The following is an 18,806-nucleotide window of genomic DNA, read 5'->3' on the forward strand; positions in this document are numbered from 1 at the left end:
GGCCGCTCGGACTGGAACCGCCAGCGCGCTTTCCCGTATCAGAAGCGGTGCCCCGCAACGGCTGTTCAGGCCCACATAAAAAAACCCGCCGTAATTTCCGGCGGGTTAAACAGCCTTATCGAAAAACGACAGGCACCCGCTCAGGGAGGAGAAGCGGGGAGCTCGGCGCCAGGCGCTTCACTCGATCGGTATGATATACCATTGTCCTGAAAAGTCTTCTGCACCTCCGGACGCCCCCTCCCGTTCAAGATATCCGACGACATGAGCTTCTACCCGCATCATCGTCCGCGCCGCATGCGACGTGACGATTTCTCGCGCCGTCTGATGCGCGAAAACCTCCTCACCACGAACGACCTGATCTACCCCGTATTCGTCATCGCAGGCGAAAACATGCGCGAAGCCGTGCCGTCGATGCCAGGCGTCGAGCGCGTGTCGATCGACTTGCTGATGGGCGTCGCCGAGCAGTGCGTCGAACTCGGCATTCCCGTGCTCTCGCTCTTCCCCGCTGTCGATCCGGCGCTCAAGACGCCCGATGGCGTCGAGGCGACGAACCCCGATGGCGTCATTCCGCGCGCCGTGCGTGAACTGAAGAAGCGCTTCCCCGACCTCGGCGTGCTTTGCGACGTCGCGCTCGACCCGTACACGAGCCACGGCCAGGATGGCGTGCTCGACGAAAACGGCTACGTCATCAACGACGAGACCATCGAGATCCTCGTGGCGCAGGCGCGGGCGCAGGCCGAGGCGGGCGTCGATATCGTCGCGCCTTCGGACATGATGGACGGGCGGATCGGCGCGATCCGCGAAATGCTCGAAAGCGAGAATCACATCCATACGCGCATCATGGCCTACTCGGCCAAATATGCTTCGGCGTTCTACGGACCGTTTCGCGACGCCGTGGGCTCCGCGTCGAATCTGGGCAAGGGCAACAAGATGACTTACCAGATGGACCCGTCGAACTCCGACGAAGCACTGCGCGAAGTGCGCCTCGATATCGAGGAAGGCGCCGACATGGTCATGGTGAAGCCGGGCATGCCCTACCTCGACATCGTGCGCCGCGTGAAGGACGAATTCCGCTTCCCGACCTACGTGTACCAGGTGAGCGGCGAGTACGCCATGCTCAAGGCAGCCGCGCAGAACGGCTGGCTCGACCACGACAAGGTGATGATGGAATCGCTGCTCGCATTCAAGCGCGCCGGCGCCGATGGCATCCTCACGTACTTCGCGCTCGACGCTGCGCGCTTGCTGCGCGCGCAGAAGTAAGGGGCTCGCTCACCAGGGCATCGGTCGCATGAACAAAAGGCACGTCTCCGGACGTGCCTTTTGTTTTTTCGTTGGCCATGCGATCTATCGCGCGCTGGGCACCGGTGATCAGGTCGATGGCGTTGCCGGCGTTTGCTCTGCGTGCGCCGCCACGCGATCGAGTCGCGCAAGGAAGCGGTCGGCGTTCTCGTAACCGACGACGCGCAGCACTTCGTGGCCCTGCGTATCGAAGAAGATAATGCCTGGTGGTCCGAAGAGTCCGAAGCGTTTGAGCAGGGCCTGGTCGTCGGGATTGTTGGCGGTCACGTCGGCGCGCAACAGCCCTAGCTGCGCGAGGCGCGCCTGCACTCGCGGGTCGCTGAACGTGAACTTCTCCATCTCCTTGCAACTCACGCACCAGTCGGCGTAGAAGTCGAGCATCGACGGCTTGCCCGCCGTGCTGAGCGCCGCGTCGAGTTGCGCCGGGGAGCGCACTGGCGCGAAGACCAGCGCACTCGTGTCCCTCCCGCCGGCGGCTTGCGCTGCGCCTGCCGCGGCGCCGTCGCTCACACCACCCACGCGCGCGGCGAGCACGGCAAGCGGGCGCAGCGGATCGGTCGAGCCCGCCGCGAGCCCCACGATCAGCGTGGCGGCCCAGATGGCGAACGCCGCGCCGAGGCCGCGCCCGAGGCGCCGCCAGACGTTCGACGCGCCTGCGTTCGGCGTAAAGAGGCCGAGCGCGGCCGCCGCGAGCAGCAACCAGAGCGCGGCGAGCAGCATCTGCGCGGCCGCGCCGAGCACCGGCCAGACGATCCATAGCGCAGCGGCCAGCAGCACGACGCCGAAGAACACCTTCACGCCGTCCATCCACGCGCCCGCGCGAGGCAGCAGCGAACCCGCGCCGAGGCCAAGGATCATCAGCGGAACGCCGAGGCCGAGGCCCATCGCGAAGAGCGCCGCACCGCCCAGTACGGCGTTGCCCGTGTGTGCGATGAAGGCCAGCACAGCGAAAAGCGGCGCGGTCATGCAAGCGCCCACCACGAGCGCGGACAGCGCGCCCATGGCGGCGACCGCGGCGAATTTGCCGCCGGATCGGCCCTGCGTGGCGCGCGAAGCGCCGTCCTGCCAGCGCTGCGGCAGCGCGACGTCGTAACCCGCGATCAACATGACGGCGAACGCCGCGAGGAGCACCGCGAACACGCCGAGCACCCATGGATTCTGCAGCCATGCGCCAAGGCTCTGGCCGACCAGCGCAGCGGCAATGCCCAGCACCGTGTAGACGAGCGCCATGCCGAGCACGTAGACGAACGAAAGCGCGAAGCCGCGTGCGCGCGTCACGCGGGCACCCTCGCCCACGATGATCGCCGAGAGGATCGGGATCATCGGGTACGAGCAGGGCAAGAGGCTCAACACCATGCCGGCCACGAAGTACAGCCCGACGACGGCGAAGAAGCCGCCGCCTTGCAGCAGCGATTGCGCGTAGTCGGCACTCGTGGCGCGCTCATACCAGGGCTCGCCGGTATCGCCTGCTGCGAGTGCAGCGTGCGTTTGCGGCAAGGGTGCGGGCGTCGAACGCGCCGCGTCCGGCGTGGCGTTCTGGCTGCCCGTAGCGGCCTGCAAAGCGGCACCGCTCACGTGATACACGTGCTCTGCGGGCGGATAGCAGATGCCCGCGTCGGCGCAGCCCTGCGACGTCACCGCGAGATCGAACGCGCCGCTCGCCGAGTTGACCGGCACGCGGATCGTCAACTCGCCGCGATAGGTTTCGACATTCTTCTGGAAGGTCTGATCGAACTTGACGTGGCCGGGCGGTATCTGCACGTCGCCCAGCTGCGCCGTGCCGTTGCGCACGACGAACGCGAAGCGCTCGCGGTACATGTAGTACCCGTCAGCGATCTTGAAGTGCACGTTCACGGTACCCGGCGCTTCGCTCGCGCTGAAGGTGAAGGCCTGGTCGGGCGGCAGGAAGTCATCGTCGGCTGCACACGCGAGCGACGCGCCAAACAGCATCGGCAGCAGACAGCAAACGAGTACGAGGAAGCCGGACAGCGAGGCGAACGGCGCGGCGCGCGAGCGCCGATCGAAGCGGTTAGACATGAAGGGGGCGCTGAGTCTCGGCATTGACCCATTGGCCGTAGGCGTTCGACGCCGTGGCTTGCCACGAGAGGATCTCGGGCGTCTCGTACGGATGCTGGGTCTGGATGAACTGTTCGAGCTCGGCCGCGCGGGCGAGGCTCGTCTTGAAGAGCAGCTGGATCTCGTCGCCCGACTCGAGGCTGCCCTGCCAGTGGTACTGCGAGTGCACGGCGCCGAGGCGCGTCACGCAAGCGGCAAGACGCTGCGCCAGCGCCCCTGAGGTCAGCCTTTCGGCCGTGCCCTCGTCGGGCACCGTGGTCAGCATGAGGGTCACATAGAGGGTCACGGCGAACTCCGGCGTGGCGCCCGCGCGCAACGGCGACCGCGGGCTTCGAGGCAGAATGTAATCGTACCATCGGTGCCGACTGGCTTCTCTCGCGCACCGTGCGGCAAAAGGGGACTGCGACCGGTAAACGCGATTCCACACGCTTTAATCCGCGCCCAAAAACAAAAAAGCCAGGCTAGGCCTGGCTTTTTTGCACGCCGCTCGATCCGGGGACCGCGCGACTGAAAGCTTATTCCGCTTCCTGGACGTTCTCTTCCGCGACTTCCGGACGGTCGAGCAGTTCGACCAGAGCCATCGGTGCGTTGTCGCCAACACGGAAACCGAACTTCAGGATACGCAGGTAGCCGCCCGGACGGTTCGCGAAACGCGGACCGAGCACGTCGAACAGCTTCGTGACCGAGTCACGATCGCGCAGGCGGTTGAACGCCAGACGACGGTTTGCCAGCGAGGGCTTCTTGCCGAGCGTGATGAGGGGCTCGACGACCTTGCGGAGTTCCTTCGCCTTCGGCAGCGTCGTCTTGATGACTTCGTGCTCGATGAGCGAGTTGGACATGTTACGGAGCATTGCCAGACGGTGGCTGCTCGTGCGGTTCAGTTTCCGCAGACCATGACGGTGACGCATTTCAATTTCCTTGAAACAAAGTTTTGGTCCAGCTCTTCTATCGCTTCGACGGGTTTAACACTTCGCCGAAGCACGGGCCGGTACGTGAAAAAGGCAAGACGCGGATTTTAAAGGAAAATCCGCGTCCGTGCCAGACTTCTTACTTGTCCAGACCGGCCGGCGGCCAGTTTTCGAGCTTCATGCCGAGCGTGAGACCGCGCGAAGCGAGCACTTCCTTGATCTCGTTGAGCGACTTGCGACCCAGGTTCGGGGTCTTGAGCAGCTCGTTCTCGGTGCGCTGGATCAGGTCGCCGATGTAGTAGATGTTCTCGGCCTTCAGGCAGTTCGCCGAGCGAACCGTGAGTTCGAGATCGTCCACCGGACGCAGCAGGATCGGATCGATCTGCGGTGCGCGCGACGGGGCTTCCGCCGCCGCTTCCGTGCCTTCCAGTGCCGCGAACACCGACAGCTGATCCACGAGGATGCGCGCCGACTGGCGGATCGCTTCCTCAGGCGAAATCACGCCGTTGGTTTCGATGTTCATCACGAGCTTGTCGAGGTCGGTACGCTGTTCGACACGCGCGCTTTCCACGGCGTAGCTCACGCGGCGAACCGGCGAGAACGACGCGTCGAGGACGATGCGGCCGATGATCTTCGCCGACTCGTCGCCGTAACGGCGCACGTTGCCGGGCACATAGCCGCGGCCCTTCTCGATCTTGATCTGCACGTCGAGCTTGCCGCCCTTCGTCAGGTGCGCAACCACGTGTTCCGGGTTGATGACTTCGCAGTCGTGCGAGAGCTCGATGTCACCGGCGGTGACCACGCCTTCGCCTTCCTTGCGCAGCGTAACCGTCACTTCGTCACGGTTATGCAGCTTGAACACCACGCCCTTCAGGTTCAGCAGCAGGTTGACCACGTCCTCTTGCACACCGTCGAGCGTCGAGTATTCGTGCACGACGCCTGCGATCGTCACTTCGGTCGGCGCATAGCCGATCATCGACGACAGCAGCACGCGCCGAAGCGCGTTACCCAAGGTGTGGCCATAACCGCGTTCGAACGGCTCCATGACCACTTTCGCGTGGTTCTCGCCGAGCGATTCCACAGCGATGATCTTGGGTTTCAACAAACTGGTTTGCATAGGTTTTCCTTTTCAATACCCTCGGCTCGTTACACCGATAAGGCTGAGATGGCAACAACCTGAAAAAAACGGCCGAGGCCGCCTCCTGCGCAAAGCACAGAGGTTACCCCGGCCGTCAATCCGATTACCGCGAATACAATTCGACGATCAGGCTTTCGTTGATGTCGCCAGCGATGTCGCTGCGCTCCGGCATGCCCTTGAACGTGCCTTCGAACTTCTTCGCGTCGACCGCGACCCAGCCCGGCATGCCACCTTGCTCGGCGAGCGAGAGGGCTTCGACGATACGCGCCTGCTTCTTCGCCTTTTCGCGAATCGCGACGATGTCGCCAGCCTTCACTTGCATCGACGGGATGTTCGCGACGACGCCGTTCAGCGTGAGAGCCTTGTGGCTCACGAGCTGACGCGCTTCAGCGCGGGTCGATGCGAAGCCCATGCGGTACACGACGTTGTCGAGACGCGATTCGAGCAGTTGCAGCAGGTTTTCGCCGGTGTTGCCCTTGAGACGGTCCGCTTCCGCGAAGTAGCGGCGGAACTGGCGCTCGAGCACGCCGTAGATGCGCTTCACTTTCTGCTTTTCGCGAAGCTGCGTGCCGTAGTCGGACGTACGGGCGCCCGAGGTGCGGCCGTGCTGACCCGGCTTGCTGTCGAGCTTGCACTTGTCGGCGAGCGAGCGGCGTGCGCTCTTCAGGAAGAGGTCGGTGCCTTCACGGCGGGACAGCTTGGCCTTCGGGCCGATATAACGTGCCACGTTGCTTTCCTTCGATAATTGATCACGCGAAACCTGCAACGGGAAACCCGCGGTTCGCGCTAGTCCGGCCCTTTGGACCGAACGGTGGGCTTAGTCAATTCAATAACGCCGAGAGCCTGGGTCGCCGTTTCCGGCGGCTCAGGCGTTCGGCCAAAAGCGACGCCTTAGATACGACGGCGCTTCGGCGGACGGCAGCCGTTGTGCGGGACCGGCGTCACGTCGGAGATCGCGGTGATCTTGATGCCAAGACCATGCAGCGCGCGCACCGCCGATTCGCGGCCAGGACCGGGGCCCTTGATCCGCACTTCGAGGTTCTTCACGCCGTATTCCATCGCCACGCGGCCAGCCGACTCGGCTGCGACCTGAGCTGCAAACGGGGTCGACTTGCGCGAACCCTTGAAGCCCTGGCCACCCGAGGTTGCCCAGGCAAGCGCGTTGCCTTGACGGTCGGTGATCGTGATGATGGTGTTGTTGAACGACGCGTGAACGTGAACCACGCCCTCGGCGACGTTCTTCTTAACCTTCTTGCGAACGCGTTGCGCCGCGGAGTTGTTCGAAGCCTTAGCCATTACGTTTTCCTGTAACTTTCAGTTCCGCTTACTTCTTCAGCGACTGTGCTGCGCGGCGCGGACCCTTGCGCGTACGTGCGTTGGTGCGCGTACGCTGGCCACGCAGGGGCAAGCCCTTGCGATGGCGCACGCCGCGGTAGCAGCCGAGGTCCATCAGGCGCTTGATGTTCATCGTCACTTCACGGCGCAGATCGCCTTCGACGACAAACTTGCCCACTTCCTCACGCAGCTTTTCCAGATCCGCGTCGTTCAGGTCCTTGACCTTCTTGTTGAACGGCACACCCGCGGCCACGCAGATGTTGCGCGAACGCGTGCGGCCAACACCAAAAATTGCCGTCAGGCCGATTTCGGTGTGCTGGTGGTTCGGGATGTTAACCCCTGCAATACGAGCCATTGTTTTTCCTCAAACAAAAAGCGCAAGCGCGCTAATCAGCCTTGGCGCTGCTTGTGGCGCGGGTCCGAGCTGCAGATCACGCGAACGACGCCGTTGCGCTTGATGATTTTGCAGTTGCGGCAAATGCGCTTTACCGATGCCATCACTTTCATGATATTACCCTTTTTCCTAAATCACTTCGCCCGGAACACGATCCGCGCACGCGACAGATCGTAAGGCGTCAACTCAACCGTCACCTTGTCGCCCGGGAGAATGCGGATGTAGTGCATCCGCATCTTTCCGGAAATATGTCCCAGAACGACATGGCCGTTTTCCAGCTTCACCCGGAAGGTTGCGTTGGGGAGGTTTTCGATTACCTCGCCTTGCATCTGGATTACATCGTCTTTGGCCATAGGTCCTTTCAACGCATCGGGACGCCGCCGCCCTTGAAGTTGGCCTTCTTGAGCAGCGATTCATATTGTTGCGACATTACGTACGACTGCACCTGCGCCATGAAGTCCATTGTGACGACGACAATGATCAGCAGCGACGTTCCACCAAAATAAAACGGCACATTCCAGCGCAGCACCAGAAACTCCGGCAGCAAGCAAACGAACACGATATAGATCGCACCGGCCAGCGTCAGACGCGTGAGGATGCGGTCGATATAGCGTGCCGTCTGATCGCCCGGGCGGATGCCAGGTACGAACGCGCCACTCTTCTTCAGGTTGTCGGCCGTTTCCCTGCTGTTGAACACCAGTGCGGTGTAGAAGAAGCAGAAGAACACGATCGCCAACGCGTACAGCAACACGTACACGGGTTGGCCAGGCTTGAGGGCTTCGGCCACGTTGTGCAGCGTGTCCGCGAACCAGCCGGATCGCGAACCCGAACTGAACCAGTTCAGGATAGTTGCCGGGAACAGGATGATCGACGACGCAAAGATCGGCGGAATCACACCCGACATGTTCAGCTTGAGCGGCAGGTGGGACGACTGCCCGCCGTAAATCTTGTTGCCGACCTGGCGCTTCGCATAGTTCACGAGGATCTTGCGCTGGCCGCGTTCGATGAACACGACCAGGTACGTCACGGCTGCGATCAGCACGACCACGATGATCGCCGAGATGATGCTCATCGAGCCGGTGCGAACCAGTTCGAAGAGACCACCGAGCGCATTCGGGAAGCCCGCCGCGATCCCGCCGAAGATGATGATCGAGATACCGTTGCCAAGCCCGCGTTCCGTGATCTGCTCACCGAGCCACATCAGGAACATCGTGCCCGTTACGAGCGTCACGACCGTCGTCAAGCGGAACACCATGCCCGGATCGATCACGAGGCCGGGCTGGTTTTCCAGCGCGACCGCGATGCCGAACGCCTGAAACGTCGCCAGCACCACCGTGAAGATCCGCGTGTACTGCGTGATCTTGCGTTGTCCAGCCTGCCCTTCCTTCTTCAGCGCCTCGAGCTGCGGCGAGACGATCGCCATCAGCTGCAGGATGATCGACGCCGAGATATACGGCATCACACCCAGCGCGAAGATCGTGAACCGCGACAGCGCGCCACCCGAGAACATGTTGAACATGCCAAGGATGCCGCCCGACTGGCTCTGGAAGAGCTTCGCCAGTTGGTCCGGATCGATACCCGGAACCGGAATGTGCGCGCCGATCCGATAAACGACCAGCGCCAGCAGCAGGAACACTGCACGCCGGCGCAGGTCGCCGAACTTCGGAGCGCTGCGACCGGCTTTTGCGAGACTCGGGCTAGTAGCCAAGTAGCTTCTCCGATGCAGATGCTAGTGACGGCGGGCAAGCCCGCACGCACCACTCACAATCACTCGGCAAAAGAACCGCCTGCTGCTTCAATCGCAGCACGCGCGTTCTTCGTCGCACCCAGACCCTTCACGACGACCTTGCGCTTGATTTCGCCGGTGGCGATGATCTTCGCGCTTTTGGTCAGTTCGCCCACGAGGCCTGCCTGCTTGAGAGCGAGCAGATCGACTTCGTCGACCGGCAGCTTCTCGATGTCGGCGAGGCGCACTTCACCGACGAATTCCTTCGTCAGCGAGGTGAAGCCGCGCTTCGGCAGACGACGCTGCAGCGGCATTTGACCGCCTTCGAAGCCGACCTTGTGGAAGCCGCCCGAACGCGATTTCTGACCCTTGTGACCACGGCCAGCGGTCTTGCCGAGGCCGGAGCCGATGCCGCGGCCGACGCGACGCTTGGCGTGCTTCGAACCTTCTGCCGGCTTCAGGTTATTCAATTCCATTTCAAACTCCTGGAGTCTTTGGTCCGCGTGCGCTTTAACCGATGACCTTGACGAGGTACGAGACCTTGTTGATCATGCCGCGCACAGCCGGCGTGTCCTGCAGCTCGGAAACCGAGTTCAGGCGGCGCAGGCCGAGACCGCGCACGGTGGCACGGTGCGTTTCGCGGGTCCCAATCAGGCTCTTGACGAGCTGAACCTTGACAGTTTTTTCAGACATGGTGCCCACCCTTAGCCCAGAATGTCTTCGACGGACTTGCCGCGCTTCGCCGCGATGTCAGCCGGGGTCGACTGCTTGCGCAGGCCGTCCAGCGTGGCACGAACGAGGTTGTACGGGTTCGTCGAACCGTGGCTCTTGGCCACGACGTTCTGCACGCCCATCACGTCGAACACTGCGCGCATCGGGCCGCCGGCGATCACGCCCGTACCTGCCTTCGCCGGAGCGAGGAGGACGACCGATGCACCGTGCTTGCCGTGCACTTCGTGTTGCAGGGTGCCGTTCTTCAGGGGCACCTTGAACATGTTGCGGCGAGCTTGTTCCATCGCCTTCTGGACAGCAACCGGCACTTCCTTCGACTTGCCCTTGCCCATACCGACGCGGCCATCACCGTCGCCAACCACGGTCAGTGCGGCGAAGCCGAGAATACGGCCACCCTTCACGACCTTGGTCACGCGATTGACCGAAATCATTTTTTCGCGAAGGCCGTCGTCGCGTTCGTCAGCCTGAACTTTCGCTTGCATCTTTGCCATGACGAATTCCTTCCTTAGAACTTGAGCCCGGCTTCGCGCGCAGCATCAGCCAGCGCCTTGACGCGGCCGTGATAGCGGAAACCCGAGCGGTCAAAGGCGACGGATTCGATGCCGGCGGCCTTAGCCTTTTCTGCGATACGCTTGCCGATCAGCGAGGCAGCGGCGACGTTGCCGCCCTTGCCCGACTGGTCAGCCAGTTGCGCACGCACTTCAGCTTCAAGCGTCGACGCGCTGACCAGCACCTTGGTGCCGCAGGGCGAGAACACTTGCGCATAGATGTGCGTGTTCGTGCGATGCACGGCCAGACGCGCGACCTGCAGCTCAGCGATCTTGAGACGCGTCTGACGAGCGCGGCGCAGGCGAGATTGAGTCTTATCCATGATTGCGCACCCTTACTTCTTCTTCGTTTCTTTGAGGATCACAACCTCGTCGGCGTAACGCACACCCTTGCCCTTGTAGGGCTCAGGCGGGCGATAACCGCGCACTTCTGCAGCGGTTTGGCCGACTTTTTGCTTGTCGATCCCCTTGATCACGATTTCCGTTTGCGACGGGGTTTCAGCCTTGACGCCTTCCGGCATCTGGTGCACCACGGGGTGCGAGAAACCCAGCGACAGGTTCAGCTTGTCGCCTTGCGCTTGAGCACGATAACCAACGCCAACCAGCGTCAGCTTGCGCTCAAAACCCTTCGTCACGCCTTGCACCATGTTCGCGACGATCGCGCGCATCGTGCCCGACATCGCATTGGCTTCGCGGCTGTCGTCGGTCGGCTCAAACTTGAGCGTGCCGTTTTCGTTCACCACCTTCACGAGGCGGTTCGCAGCTTGCGAAATCGTACCCAGCGCGCCCTTGACGGTAATCTTCTCGTCGCTGAGCGTCGCTTCTGCGCCTTGCAGCGCGACCGGGCTCTTACCTACTCGAGACATGTTTCTTCTCCTTAGGCCTTAAGCGACGTAGCAGATAACTTCGCCGCCGACGCCAGTAGCGCGCGCCTTGCGGTCCGTCATCACACCCTTGGGCGTCGACACGATCGCAACGCCCAGGCCATTCATGACCTGCGGGATGTCGTTGCGGCCGCGGTACACGCGCAGACCCGGCTTCGAGACGCGTTCGATGCGCTCGATAACGGGACGGCCAGCGTAGTACTTCAACGCGATGTTCAATTCCGACTTCGCACCTTCGGTTTTCACCGCGAAGTCATCGATATAACCTTCGTCCTTCAGAACCTGCGCAATCGCAATCTTCACTTTCGACGAGGGCATAGCAACCGAAACCTTCTCGACCATCTGCGCATTGCGGATGCGAGTCAGCATATCGGCGATAGGATCACTCATGCTCATTTATGTTTCTCCTATTACCAGCTCGCCTTGGTGATGCCAGGGATCTCACCACGGAACGCGATTTCACGAATCTTGTTACGTGCGAGACCGAATTTGCGGAACGTGCCACGCGGACGACCCGTGAGCGCGCAGCGGTTACGCTTGCGGGTCGGGTTCGAGTTGCGCGGCAGTTGTTGCAGTTCGAGGCGAGCTGCGTAACGCTCTTCTTCCGACTTGCTTTGGTCGTCGATGATCGCCTTCAGCGCTGCGCGCTTCGGCGCAAATTTCGCTGCCAGACGAGCGCGCTTCTTTTCACGTTCGATCAGTGCCAGTTTAGCCACGGTAACCTCAGTTTCTGAACGGGAACTTGAAGCTGGCGAGCAGTGCCTTCGCTTCTTCGTCGGTCTTCGCGGTCGTCGTGATGCTGATGTTCAGCCCACGCAGCGCGTCGATCTTGTCGTAGTCGATTTCGGGGAAAATGATCTGCTCTTTCACACCGATGTTGTAGTTACCACGGCCGTCGAACGCCTTGCCCGACACGCCACGGAAGTCGCGCACACGGGGCAGCGCAACCGTCACGAAACGGTCGAGGAATTCGTACATGGCATTGCCACGCAGCGTGACCATCGTGCCGATCGGGTAGCCTTCGCGGATCTTGAAGCCGGCGATTGCCTTGCGCGACTTCGTGATAACGGGCTTCTGGCCGGCGATCTTCGTGAGGTCGCCAACGGCGTGCTCGAGGACCTTCTTGTCAGCGACGGCTTCACCGACACCCATGTTCAGGGTGATCTTGGTGAGGCGCGGCACTTCCATGACCGACTTGTAACCGAACTTCTCGATCAGGCCGGGAACGACCTTCTCTTTATAAAATTCTTGCAAACGTGCCATTTTTTACTCCGCAGCGTCAGGCGCTCAGGACAGCACCGGTCGTCTTCAGGAAACGAACCTTCTTGTCCCCTTCGACCTTGATGCCCACGCGTGACGGCTTGCCGTTCGCGTCGACCAGTGCGACGTTCGAGATAGCCAGCGGCATTGCCTTGGCTTCCACGCCACCCGTCGTACCCTTCATCGGGTTCGGCTTCACATGCTTCTTGGCAATGTTGATGCCTTCGACGGTCACGCGCTCTTCGCCAATGGCCAGCACGACGCCGCGCTTGCCCTTGTCTTTGCCGGTGATGATGATGACTTCGTCACCCTTGCGAATCTTGTTCATCGCGACTCCTTACAGCACTTCCGGCGCCAGCGAAACGATCTTCATGAATCGTTCGCTACGCAGCTCACGCGTAACCGGCCCGAAAATGCGGGTGCCGATCGGCTCAAGCTTGGTATTCAAAAGCACGGCGGCGTTGCCATCGAACTTGATCAGCGAGCCGTCTTGACGGCGCACGCCCTTCGCGGTGCGAACTACAACAGCGTTGTAGATTTCGCCCTTTTTCACGCGCCCACGCGGCGTTGCTTCCTTGACGCTCACCTTGATGATGTCGCCAATGCTGGCATAACGACGCTTCGAGCCGCCGAGCACCTTGATGCACATGACTTCACGCGCACCCGTGTTGTCGGCTACTTCAAGCCGAGTTTCGGTCTGGATCATGGTTTATCTTTCCCAACTTAATCCGGTTGCACCACCATGGCACATCCGGTCAGTCTTGGTCCCGTCAGCCGCGCCGCCACTAGAACGACCGCTCAGCTGCTTGGGTAAGAACAGCAGCGACGGCAAACGAAACCGGCCATCGCATTCCGGTGAATCTTGCTAACCCGGACTGGCGCCCGGATCTGCTTCCCCACCTATTTCCGCCTGCCGCTTTGCCAACAGCAAGCCCATAAAGAGGGAAGACCAAGACTATAACTCTATAATCTTGGTCTCGCAAGCGAAATCTTTAGCGATTTCAATTACTTCTGCATCCCGGGGAGTTACCCCCGGGATGTTGCGTCACTGATTAGATGACGCGTGCTGCTTCGATCAGCTTCGACACGGTCCAGGCCTTCGTCTTCGAGACGGGACGGGTTTCCTGGATTTCGACGAGGTCACCCTCGTTGTACGTGTTCGACTCGTCGTGAGCGTGGTACTTCTTCGACTGCACGACGTACTTGCCGTAGATCGGGTGCTTGACGCGGCGCTCGACCAGGACGGTGACCGTCTTGTCCATCTTGTTGCTGACGACCTTGCCGACCAGCGTCCGCTTAAGCGAGGTTTTCACGCTTTCGTTCATTTCTGGTTCGCCTTCTGAGTCAGGACGGTCCGCACACGCGCGATATCGCGACGGACCTTCTTCAGCTGGCTCGTGTTCGTGAGCTGCTGGGTCGCGAGTTGCATGCGCAGGCCGAATTGCGCCTTCAAGAGGTCCGACAGCTCTTTATCGAGCGCGACCTTGTCTTTCTGAAGAAGTTCGGATGCCTTCATCAATCACTCCTTAGGCGCCGAGCTGGCGAACCATGAAGACCGTCTTCAGCGGCAGCTTGGCTGCAGCCAGACGGAAGGCTTCACGGGCCAGTTCTTCGGACACACCATCCATTTCATACAGCATCTTGCCCGGCTGAATCTCGGCGACGTAGTACTCCGGGTTACCCTTACCGTTACCCATACGCACTTCCGCCGGCTTTTGCGAGATCGGCTTGTCCGGGAAGATACGGATCCAGATGCGGCCGCCACGCTTGATGTGACGCGTCATTGCACGACGCGCTGCTTCAATCTGACGCGCGGTCAGGCGACCACGACCGATAGCCTTCAGACCGTATTCACCGAACGAAACTGCGTTGCCGCGCGTGGCGACGCCGGTGTTACGACCCTTCTGCTCTTTGCGATACTTCCTGCGTTTCGGTTGCAGCATCGTTATTCTCCACTCTTGCCGTCACCGCCGGCGGCGCCACGGCGCGGTGCGCCCCGACGGGCACCCGGTGCGCCTTCACCATCACGACGCGGACGACGATCGCCCGGGCGCGCGTTGCGGCGCGGACGCTTTTCTTCGGCGACTTCTTCCACCACCGGTGCGTCGTTGCGGCCGAGCGTGTCGCCCTTGTAGACCCAAACCTTCACGCCGATGATGCCGTACGTCGTCTTCGCTTCCGAGGTTGCGTAGTCGATGTCGGCACGCAGCGTGTGAAGCGGCACTCGACCTTCGCGGTACCATTCGGTACGCGCGATTTCGATACCGTTCAGACGGCCGGCGCTCATGATCTTGATGCCCTGGGCACCCAGACGCATCGCGTTCTGCATCGCGCGCTTCATTGCGCGACGGAACATGATGCGGCGCTCGAGCTGCTGCGTGATCGAGTCGGCGATCAGCTGCGCGTCGGTTTCCGGCTTGCGAATTTCTTCGATGTTGACGTGAACCGGAACGCCCATGCGCTTTTGCAGTTCGGCCTTGAGGAGTTCGATGTCCTCGCCCTTCTTGCCGATCACCACACCCGGACGCGAGCTGTAAATCGTGATGCGAGCGTTCTTTGCCGGACGCTCGATCACAACACGGCCCACCGAAGCGTTCTTCAGCTTCTTCTTCAGGTATTCACGAACACCGATGTCTTCCTTCAACATCGCCGCGAAATTGTTGTTGTTCGCGTACCAACGCGAAGCCCAATTGCGGCTGACGGCCAAACGGAAGCCAGTCGGATGAATTTTCTGTCCCATCGTATGGCTCCTTAATTCCCGACCGTCACAGTGATGTGACAGGATTGCTTCTCGATGCGGTTGCCACGGCCCTTTGCGCGCGCGGTGAAACGCTTCAGCGAAGCTGCCTTGTCGACGTAGATGCTCTTGATCTTGAGCTCGTCGATGTCAGCACCTTCGTTGTGTTCCGCGTTTGCGATCGCCGAGAGCACAACCTTTTTCACGATGCCAGCCGCTTTCTTCGGCGAGAACGTCAGAACGTTCAGTGCCTTGTCGACCGGCAGACCGCGGATCTGGTCAGCCACAAGGCGCGTTTTCTGCGCCGAGATGCGGGCACCGCGATGAATTGCCTTCACTTCCATCTTGATTGCCCCTTATTTCTTGGCCTTCTTGTCGGCCGCGTGACCCTTGAACGTACGGGTCAGTGCGAACTCGCCAAGCTTGTGGCCGACCATGTTTTCCGTGACATACACCGGAACGTGTTGACGGCCGTTGTGCACGGCGATCGTCAGGCCGATGAAATCCGGCAGGATCGTCGAGCGACGCGACCAGGTCTTGATCGGTTTCTTGTCACGCGATGCTGCAGCCGCCTCAACCTTCTTCAGCAAATGGGCGTCGCAGAACGGACCTTTCTTGATAGAACGTGCCATTGCCTACTCCTTAACGCTTGTGACGGCGCTGGACGATCATGCTCGTCGTGCGCTTGTTGCTGCGGGTGCGATAGCCCTTCGTCGGCGTGCCCCACGGGCTCACCGGGTCGCGACCAGCCGCAGTCTTGCCTTCGCCACCACCGTGCGGGTGGTCGACCGGGTTCATTGCAACGCCACGGACCGTCGGGCGGATACCGCGCCAGCGGTTCGCGCCAGCCTTGCCGATTTGACGGAGGCTGTGCTCTTCGTTGCCGACTTCACCGATCGTCGCGCGGCATTCAACGTGCACGCGGCGGATTTCGCCCGAACGCAGACGAACCTGCGCGTAGACGCCTTCACGTGCCAGCAGCATTGCCGACGTGCCAGCCGAACGCGCCATTTGCGCGCCCTTGCCCGGCAGCATTTCGATGCAGTGGATCGTCGTACCGACCGGAATGTTGCGGATCGGCAGCGTGTTGCCTGCACGGATCGGCGCTTCCGAACCCGACATCAGCTGCGTGCCGACCGTCACGCCCTTCGGCGCGATGATGTAGCGGCGCTCGCCGTCTGCGTAAAGAACCAGCGCAATGTTCGCGCTACGGTTCGGGTCATACTCGAGACGCTCCACCTTCGCGGGGATGCCATCCTTCGTACGACGGAAATCGATCACACGGTAGTGCTGCTTGTGACCGCCACCCTGGTGACGCGTCGTGATGTGACCGTTGTTGTTACGACCGGCCTTCGAGGATTGCTTTTCGAGCAGCGGTGCATACGGCGCGCCCTTGTGCAGATCCTTGTGCACGATCTTGACCATCGCGCGGCGACCCGGCGAGGTCGGCTTAACTTTCACGATTGCCATGATTACTTGGCCTCCGCTTCAAAGTTGATTTCCTGGCCGGGCTTCAGGCAGACATACGCCTTCTTCACGTCCTTGCGCTTGCCGTTGAAGCGGCCAAAGCGCTTGGCTTTGCCCTTCTGGACCAGCACGTTGACGGACTCGACTTCCACCTTGAACAGCAGCTCGACAGCAGCCTTGACTTCCTGCTTGTTCGCGTCCGGCGCGACTTCGAAGACGACTTGCTCGTTCTTCTCCGCAACCAGCGTCGCCTTTTCGGAGATCACCGGTGCGAGCAGGACCTGCATCAAACGATGATCGTTCTTGCGAATCTCGCTCATGACAGCAACTCCTCGATCTGGGCGACCGCTGCCTTCGTGATCAGGATCTTCTTGAAGTAGATCAGCGAGAGCGGGTCGGCAAAACGCGGCTCAACGACTGCCACGTGGGGCAGGTTGCGCGACGCGAGATACAGGTTCTCGTCGACCGTGTCGGTGATGACCAGCACGGATTCGAGACCCATGGCCTTGAACTTTTCGGCCAGCAGCTTCGTCTTCGGCGCTTCGAGCGAGAGCTCTTCCACGACCGAGATGCGGCCTTCGCGGGCCAGCTGCGAGAAGATCGAGCAGAGGCCTGCGCGATGCATCTTCTTGTTGACCTTGTGCGAGAAGTTTTCTTCCGGCGAATTCGGGAAGATGCGACCACCGCCACGCCACAGCGGGCTCGACGACATACCGGCACGAGCGCGGCCCGTACCCTTCTGACGCCACGGCTTCTTGGTGGTGTGCTTGACCTGCTCGCGGTCCTTCTGCGCGCGGTTGCCGCTGCGCGCGTTCGCCTGATAGGCGACAACGATCTGGTGAATCAGCGCTTCGTTGTAGTCACGGCCGAACACGACGTCCGACGCGTTGACTGCTGCGCCTTCCTGACCATTAGCGTTCAGGAGCTTCAGTTCCATTATTGCGCTCCTTTCTTGGCACGGGCCTTGACAGCCGGCGTCACGAAAACCTTGCCGCCCTTTGCACCCGGCACGGCACCCTTCACGAGCAGCAGCTTGCGCTCTGCGTCGATACGGGCGATTTCGAGGTTCTGCACCGTCACGGTTTCGTCACCCATGTGACCGGTCATGCGCTTGCCCGGGAACACGCGACCCGGATCCTGCGCCATACCGATCGAGCCCGGCACGTTGTGCGAGCGCGAGTTGCCGTGCGAAGCACGACCCGAACTGAAGTTGTAACGCTTGATGGTACCGGCGTAGCCCTTACCGATCGAGGTGCCTTGCACGTCGACCTTCTGGCCTTCTGCGAAGAGATCCACACCGATCACGGCGCCAGCGGACAGCTCGGCAGCCTTGGCGGCGTCGATCTGGAATTCCTTGAGGATTTCACCGGCTTGAACGCCGGCTTTGGCGAGATGACCTGCGAGCGGCTTCGTCACGCGCGATGCACGGCGCGTACCGAACGCAACCTGAACGGCCGTGTAGCCGTCGGTTTCAACAGTCTTGATCTGCGTCACGCGGTTGTCGGACACGTCCAGCACGGTCACGGGAATCGAATCCCCTTCGGCCGTGAAGATACGGGTCATGCCAACCTTGCGACCTACGAGTCCAAGGCTCATCGTTTTCTCCATTCCCGACTGCGATTGGTCGGGGCTAATTTACAAAGTACCGGCGTGCTTTCGGGGCGCTTTTGATAAAGAAGCCTGAAAGGGACACACCGATTTTTTGCGCAAATGCGCGAAAAGACATCAAGTATAACGTCCTTTCTCGTTTTCCGCAAGCAATCAAAGACTTAGCGCTGTCAGACTATCCAGACTGCGCCAGGCAGCGCTCGAGGCCCTTACTGCAGCTTGATTTCGACGTCCACGCCAGCCGGGAGGTCCAGCTTCATCAGTGCGTCGACGGTCTTGTCCGTCGGATCGACGATGTCCATCAGGCGCAGGTGGGTGCGAATTTCGAGCTGGTCGCGCGACGTCTTGTTGACGTGCGGCGAACGCAGGATGTCGAAACGCTGGATACGCGTCGGCAGCGGCACCGGACCGCGGACGATGGCGCCCGTGCGCTTCGCCGTATCGACGATTTCAGCAGCCGACTGGTCGATCAGACGGTAGTCGAAAGCCTTCAGACGGATACGGATTTTTTGGTTCTGCATGACGATTCCTTGAAAAGAGCGAGGCGGACTTGCGCCGCCAGACTAGATAAAGAGCGTAGATCTGCTCTGCGGCGGAGAGCCGCAGCGTAGATCTGTGGGCGGGAGTTGGCGCTTTAGCGCCTGCTCCCGTCCCATACATCAACTTCTACTGCTTACAGCGAACCAGCGATTTT

32 protein-coding genes are annotated in these 18,806 nt (G+C 61.1%); 1 reads left to right on the plus strand and 31 read right to left on the minus strand.

The window, feature by feature from the left end; all coding sequences use genetic code 11:
• Positions 1 to 261: 261 nt before the first annotated feature.
• The gene (gene hemB, locus BMI01S_RS21350) at positions 262 to 1,260 is read left to right on the plus strand and encodes a porphobilinogen synthase (RefSeq protein ID WP_028213332.1); all 999 of its coding nucleotides are present in this window, start codon (positions 262 to 264) and stop codon (positions 1,258 to 1,260) included.
• A gap of 108 nt (positions 1,261 to 1,368) precedes the next feature.
• On the opposite strand, the gene dsbD is transcribed toward hemB, so the two are convergent.
• From dsbD to rpsJ, 31 genes are all read right to left on the minus strand, one after another.
• On the minus strand, positions 1,369 to 3,336 hold the full coding sequence (gene dsbD, locus BMI01S_RS21355; RefSeq protein ID WP_028231698.1) for a protein-disulfide reductase DsbD: 1,968 nt from the start codon (positions 3,334 to 3,336) through the stop codon (positions 1,369 to 1,371).
• The gene (gene cutA, locus BMI01S_RS21360) at positions 3,329 to 3,640 is read right to left on the minus strand and encodes a divalent-cation tolerance protein CutA (protein WP_174480124.1); all 312 of its coding nucleotides are present in this window, start codon (positions 3,638 to 3,640) and stop codon (positions 3,329 to 3,331) included. The genes dsbD and cutA overlap by 8 nt, the downstream gene beginning before the upstream one ends.
• Positions 3,641 to 3,890: 250 nt before the next feature.
• Complete coding sequence (gene rplQ, locus BMI01S_RS21365) at positions 3,891 to 4,283, minus strand: 50S ribosomal protein L17 (protein ID WP_027797304.1); 393 nt, start codon at positions 4,281 to 4,283, stop codon at positions 3,891 to 3,893.
• Between the two features lie 139 nt (positions 4,284 to 4,422).
• The gene (locus tag BMI01S_RS21370; protein ID WP_028213335.1) at positions 4,423 to 5,400 is read right to left on the minus strand and encodes a DNA-directed RNA polymerase subunit alpha; all 978 of its coding nucleotides are present in this window, start codon (positions 5,398 to 5,400) and stop codon (positions 4,423 to 4,425) included.
• Between the two features lie 124 nt (positions 5,401 to 5,524).
• Positions 5,525 to 6,148, minus strand: coding sequence for a 30S ribosomal protein S4 (gene rpsD / locus BMI01S_RS21375; RefSeq protein ID WP_028213336.1), 624 nt, complete (start codon positions 6,146 to 6,148; stop codon positions 5,525 to 5,527).
• A gap of 164 nt (positions 6,149 to 6,312) precedes the next feature.
• The gene (gene rpsK, locus BMI01S_RS21380; protein WP_006052224.1) at positions 6,313 to 6,717 is read right to left on the minus strand and encodes a 30S ribosomal protein S11; all 405 of its coding nucleotides are present in this window, start codon (positions 6,715 to 6,717) and stop codon (positions 6,313 to 6,315) included.
• A 28-nt stretch (positions 6,718 to 6,745) separates the two neighbouring features.
• Positions 6,746 to 7,111: a 30S ribosomal protein S13 gene (rpsM, locus tag BMI01S_RS21385; protein ID WP_028213337.1), complete on the minus strand. Its 366-nt coding sequence runs from the start codon at positions 7,109 to 7,111 to the stop codon at positions 6,746 to 6,748.
• A gap of 35 nt (positions 7,112 to 7,146) precedes the next feature.
• Entirely contained in the window at positions 7,147 to 7,263 is a 117-nt protein-coding gene (gene rpmJ / locus BMI01S_RS21390) for a 50S ribosomal protein L36 (protein ID WP_027819338.1), read from the minus strand.
• 21 nt (positions 7,264 to 7,284) lie between these two features.
• Positions 7,285 to 7,503 carry a translation initiation factor IF-1 gene (infA, locus tag BMI01S_RS21395; RefSeq protein ID WP_004521905.1) on the minus strand — a complete coding sequence of 73 codons (219 nt, stop codon included), beginning with the start codon at positions 7,501 to 7,503 and terminating at the stop codon, positions 7,285 to 7,287.
• Between the two features lie 8 nt (positions 7,504 to 7,511).
• Positions 7,512 to 8,858, minus strand: coding sequence for a preprotein translocase subunit SecY (gene secY / locus BMI01S_RS21400; RefSeq protein WP_028213338.1), 1,347 nt, complete (start codon positions 8,856 to 8,858; stop codon positions 7,512 to 7,514).
• A gap of 59 nt (positions 8,859 to 8,917) precedes the next feature.
• Positions 8,918 to 9,352, minus strand: coding sequence for a 50S ribosomal protein L15 (gene rplO / locus BMI01S_RS21405; RefSeq protein ID WP_028213339.1), 435 nt, complete (start codon positions 9,350 to 9,352; stop codon positions 8,918 to 8,920).
• Positions 9,353 to 9,386: 34 nt separating this feature from the next.
• On the minus strand, positions 9,387 to 9,569 hold the full coding sequence (rpmD, locus tag BMI01S_RS21410; protein ID WP_010106952.1) for a 50S ribosomal protein L30: 183 nt from the start codon (positions 9,567 to 9,569) through the stop codon (positions 9,387 to 9,389).
• Positions 9,570 to 9,580: 11 nt separating this feature from the next.
• Positions 9,581 to 10,099, minus strand: coding sequence for a 30S ribosomal protein S5 (rpsE, locus tag BMI01S_RS21415; protein ID WP_028206522.1), 519 nt, complete (start codon positions 10,097 to 10,099; stop codon positions 9,581 to 9,583).
• 14 nt (positions 10,100 to 10,113) lie between these two features.
• On the minus strand, positions 10,114 to 10,479 hold the full coding sequence (gene rplR / locus BMI01S_RS21420) for a 50S ribosomal protein L18 (RefSeq protein WP_028213340.1): 366 nt from the start codon (positions 10,477 to 10,479) through the stop codon (positions 10,114 to 10,116).
• 12 nt (positions 10,480 to 10,491) lie between these two features.
• Entirely contained in the window at positions 10,492 to 11,022 is a 531-nt protein-coding gene (rplF, locus tag BMI01S_RS21425; protein WP_028213341.1) for a 50S ribosomal protein L6, read from the minus strand.
• Between the two features lie 18 nt (positions 11,023 to 11,040).
• The gene (gene rpsH, locus BMI01S_RS21430; protein WP_027819345.1) at positions 11,041 to 11,436 is read right to left on the minus strand and encodes a 30S ribosomal protein S8; all 396 of its coding nucleotides are present in this window, start codon (positions 11,434 to 11,436) and stop codon (positions 11,041 to 11,043) included.
• A 14-nt stretch (positions 11,437 to 11,450) separates the two neighbouring features.
• Positions 11,451 to 11,756, minus strand: a complete 306-nt coding sequence (rpsN, locus tag BMI01S_RS21435; protein WP_028213342.1) for a 30S ribosomal protein S14 — start codon at positions 11,754 to 11,756, stop codon at positions 11,451 to 11,453.
• A 7-nt stretch (positions 11,757 to 11,763) separates the two neighbouring features.
• Positions 11,764 to 12,303 carry a 50S ribosomal protein L5 gene (rplE, locus tag BMI01S_RS21440; RefSeq protein ID WP_028213343.1) on the minus strand — a complete coding sequence of 180 codons (540 nt, stop codon included), beginning with the start codon at positions 12,301 to 12,303 and terminating at the stop codon, positions 11,764 to 11,766.
• A gap of 16 nt (positions 12,304 to 12,319) precedes the next feature.
• Positions 12,320 to 12,628, minus strand: coding sequence for a 50S ribosomal protein L24 (rplX, locus tag BMI01S_RS21445; protein WP_028213344.1), 309 nt, complete (start codon positions 12,626 to 12,628; stop codon positions 12,320 to 12,322).
• 9 nt (positions 12,629 to 12,637) lie between these two features.
• Positions 12,638 to 13,006, minus strand: a complete 369-nt coding sequence (gene rplN / locus BMI01S_RS21450; RefSeq protein WP_028213345.1) for a 50S ribosomal protein L14 — start codon at positions 13,004 to 13,006, stop codon at positions 12,638 to 12,640.
• Between the two features lie 346 nt (positions 13,007 to 13,352).
• Positions 13,353 to 13,625 (minus strand): 30S ribosomal protein S17, encoded by a 273-nt coding sequence (gene rpsQ / locus BMI01S_RS21455; RefSeq protein ID WP_028213346.1) that lies wholly within the window; start codon positions 13,623 to 13,625, stop codon positions 13,353 to 13,355.
• The gene (rpmC, locus tag BMI01S_RS21460) at positions 13,622 to 13,816 is read right to left on the minus strand and encodes a 50S ribosomal protein L29 (RefSeq protein ID WP_028213347.1); all 195 of its coding nucleotides are present in this window, start codon (positions 13,814 to 13,816) and stop codon (positions 13,622 to 13,624) included. The genes rpsQ and rpmC overlap by 4 nt, the downstream gene beginning before the upstream one ends.
• A gap of 10 nt (positions 13,817 to 13,826) precedes the next feature.
• On the minus strand, positions 13,827 to 14,243 hold the full coding sequence (gene rplP, locus BMI01S_RS21465; RefSeq protein WP_027797288.1) for a 50S ribosomal protein L16: 417 nt from the start codon (positions 14,241 to 14,243) through the stop codon (positions 13,827 to 13,829).
• Between the two features lie 2 nt (positions 14,244 to 14,245).
• Positions 14,246 to 15,040 carry a 30S ribosomal protein S3 gene (gene rpsC / locus BMI01S_RS21470; protein WP_028213348.1) on the minus strand — a complete coding sequence of 265 codons (795 nt, stop codon included), beginning with the start codon at positions 15,038 to 15,040 and terminating at the stop codon, positions 14,246 to 14,248.
• Positions 15,041 to 15,051: 11 nt separating this feature from the next.
• Positions 15,052 to 15,381, minus strand: coding sequence for a 50S ribosomal protein L22 (gene rplV, locus BMI01S_RS21475; RefSeq protein ID WP_004199272.1), 330 nt, complete (start codon positions 15,379 to 15,381; stop codon positions 15,052 to 15,054).
• Between the two features lie 12 nt (positions 15,382 to 15,393).
• Positions 15,394 to 15,669, minus strand: coding sequence for a 30S ribosomal protein S19 (gene rpsS / locus BMI01S_RS21480; protein ID WP_006998484.1), 276 nt, complete (start codon positions 15,667 to 15,669; stop codon positions 15,394 to 15,396).
• Positions 15,670 to 15,679: 10 nt separating this feature from the next.
• Positions 15,680 to 16,507, minus strand: a complete 828-nt coding sequence (gene rplB, locus BMI01S_RS21485; protein ID WP_028213349.1) for a 50S ribosomal protein L2 — start codon at positions 16,505 to 16,507, stop codon at positions 15,680 to 15,682.
• Between the two features lie 2 nt (positions 16,508 to 16,509).
• A complete protein-coding gene (gene rplW, locus BMI01S_RS21490; protein WP_028206513.1) occupies positions 16,510 to 16,824 on the minus strand; it encodes a 50S ribosomal protein L23 in 315 nt (104 codons plus the stop codon).
• Positions 16,821 to 17,441, minus strand: a complete 621-nt coding sequence (rplD, locus tag BMI01S_RS21495) for a 50S ribosomal protein L4 (RefSeq protein ID WP_028213350.1) — start codon at positions 17,439 to 17,441, stop codon at positions 16,821 to 16,823. The genes rplW and rplD overlap by 4 nt, the downstream gene beginning before the upstream one ends.
• Complete coding sequence (gene rplC, locus BMI01S_RS21500; protein WP_028213351.1) at positions 17,441 to 18,100, minus strand: 50S ribosomal protein L3; 660 nt, start codon at positions 18,098 to 18,100, stop codon at positions 17,441 to 17,443. The genes rplD and rplC overlap by 1 nt, the downstream gene beginning before the upstream one ends.
• Positions 18,101 to 18,321: 221 nt before the next feature.
• Positions 18,322 to 18,633, minus strand: a complete 312-nt coding sequence (gene rpsJ / locus BMI01S_RS21505; RefSeq protein ID WP_017777154.1) for a 30S ribosomal protein S10 — start codon at positions 18,631 to 18,633, stop codon at positions 18,322 to 18,324.
• Positions 18,634 to 18,806 lie beyond the last annotated feature (173 nt).

Source organism: Paraburkholderia mimosarum LMG 23256 = NBRC 106338 (assembly GCF_000739815.1).
In the GTDB taxonomy this organism is placed as follows: Bacteria; Pseudomonadota; Gammaproteobacteria; order Burkholderiales; family Burkholderiaceae; genus Paraburkholderia; species Paraburkholderia mimosarum.

Bases quoted from the DNA above. Each gene is read 5' to 3' on its own strand.
- hemB (WP_028213332.1), top strand. From the start codon at position 262: ATGAGCTTCTACCCGCATCATCGTCCGCGCCGCATGCGACGTGACGAT.
- dsbD (WP_028231698.1), bottom strand. From the start codon at position 3,336: ATGTCTAACCGCTTCGATCGGCGCTCGCGCGCCGCGCCGTTCGCCTCG.
- cutA (WP_174480124.1), bottom strand. From the start codon at position 3,640: ATGCTGACCACGGTGCCCGACGAGGGCACGGCCGAAAGGCTGACCTCA.
- rplQ (WP_027797304.1), bottom strand. From the start codon at position 4,283: ATGCGTCACCGTCATGGTCTGCGGAAACTGAACCGCACGAGCAGCCAC.
- BMI01S_RS21370 (WP_028213335.1), bottom strand. From the start codon at position 5,400: ATGCAAACCAGTTTGTTGAAACCCAAGATCATCGCTGTGGAATCGCTC.
- rpsK (WP_006052224.1), bottom strand. From the start codon at position 6,717: ATGGCTAAGGCTTCGAACAACTCCGCGGCGCAACGCGTTCGCAAGAAG.
- rpsM (WP_028213337.1), bottom strand. From the start codon at position 7,111: ATGGCTCGTATTGCAGGGGTTAACATCCCGAACCACCAGCACACCGAA.
- rpmJ (WP_027819338.1), bottom strand. From the start codon at position 7,263: ATGAAAGTGATGGCATCGGTAAAGCGCATTTGCCGCAACTGCAAAATC.
- infA (WP_004521905.1), bottom strand. From the start codon at position 7,503: ATGGCCAAAGACGATGTAATCCAGATGCAAGGCGAGGTAATCGAAAAC.
- rplO (WP_028213339.1), bottom strand. From the start codon at position 9,352: ATGGAATTGAATAACCTGAAGCCGGCAGAAGGTTCGAAGCACGCCAAG.
- rpmD (WP_010106952.1), bottom strand. From the start codon at position 9,569: ATGTCTGAAAAAACTGTCAAGGTTCAGCTCGTCAAGAGCCTGATTGGG.
- rpsE (WP_028206522.1), bottom strand. From the start codon at position 10,099: ATGGCAAAGATGCAAGCGAAAGTTCAGGCTGACGAACGCGACGACGGC.
- rplR (WP_028213340.1), bottom strand. From the start codon at position 10,479: ATGGATAAGACTCAATCTCGCCTGCGCCGCGCTCGTCAGACGCGTCTC.
- rplF (WP_028213341.1), bottom strand. From the start codon at position 11,022: ATGTCTCGAGTAGGTAAGAGCCCGGTCGCGCTGCAAGGCGCAGAAGCG.
- rpsH (WP_027819345.1), bottom strand. From the start codon at position 11,436: ATGAGCATGAGTGATCCTATCGCCGATATGCTGACTCGCATCCGCAAT.
- rplE (WP_028213343.1), bottom strand. From the start codon at position 12,303: ATGGCACGTTTGCAAGAATTTTATAAAGAGAAGGTCGTTCCCGGCCTG.
- rplX (WP_028213344.1), bottom strand. From the start codon at position 12,628: ATGAACAAGATTCGCAAGGGTGACGAAGTCATCATCATCACCGGCAAA.
- rplN (WP_028213345.1), bottom strand. From the start codon at position 13,006: ATGATCCAGACCGAAACTCGGCTTGAAGTAGCCGACAACACGGGTGCG.
- rpsQ (WP_028213346.1), bottom strand. From the start codon at position 13,625: ATGAACGAAAGCGTGAAAACCTCGCTTAAGCGGACGCTGGTCGGCAAG.
- rpmC (WP_028213347.1), bottom strand. From the start codon at position 13,816: ATGAAGGCATCCGAACTTCTTCAGAAAGACAAGGTCGCGCTCGATAAA.
- rplP (WP_027797288.1), bottom strand. From the start codon at position 14,243: ATGCTGCAACCGAAACGCAGGAAGTATCGCAAAGAGCAGAAGGGTCGT.
- rpsC (WP_028213348.1), bottom strand. From the start codon at position 15,040: ATGGGACAGAAAATTCATCCGACTGGCTTCCGTTTGGCCGTCAGCCGC.
- rplV (WP_004199272.1), bottom strand. From the start codon at position 15,381: ATGGAAGTGAAGGCAATTCATCGCGGTGCCCGCATCTCGGCGCAGAAA.
- rpsS (WP_006998484.1), bottom strand. From the start codon at position 15,669: ATGGCACGTTCTATCAAGAAAGGTCCGTTCTGCGACGCCCATTTGCTG.
- rplB (WP_028213349.1), bottom strand. From the start codon at position 16,507: ATGGCAATCGTGAAAGTTAAGCCGACCTCGCCGGGTCGCCGCGCGATG.
- rplW (WP_028206513.1), bottom strand. From the start codon at position 16,824: ATGAGCGAGATTCGCAAGAACGATCATCGTTTGATGCAGGTCCTGCTC.
- rplD (WP_028213350.1), bottom strand. From the start codon at position 17,441: ATGGAACTGAAGCTCCTGAACGCTAATGGTCAGGAAGGCGCAGCAGTC.
- rplC (WP_028213351.1), bottom strand. From the start codon at position 18,100: ATGAGCCTTGGACTCGTAGGTCGCAAGGTTGGCATGACCCGTATCTTC.
- rpsJ (WP_017777154.1), bottom strand. From the start codon at position 18,633: ATGCAGAACCAAAAAATCCGTATCCGTCTGAAGGCTTTCGACTACCGT.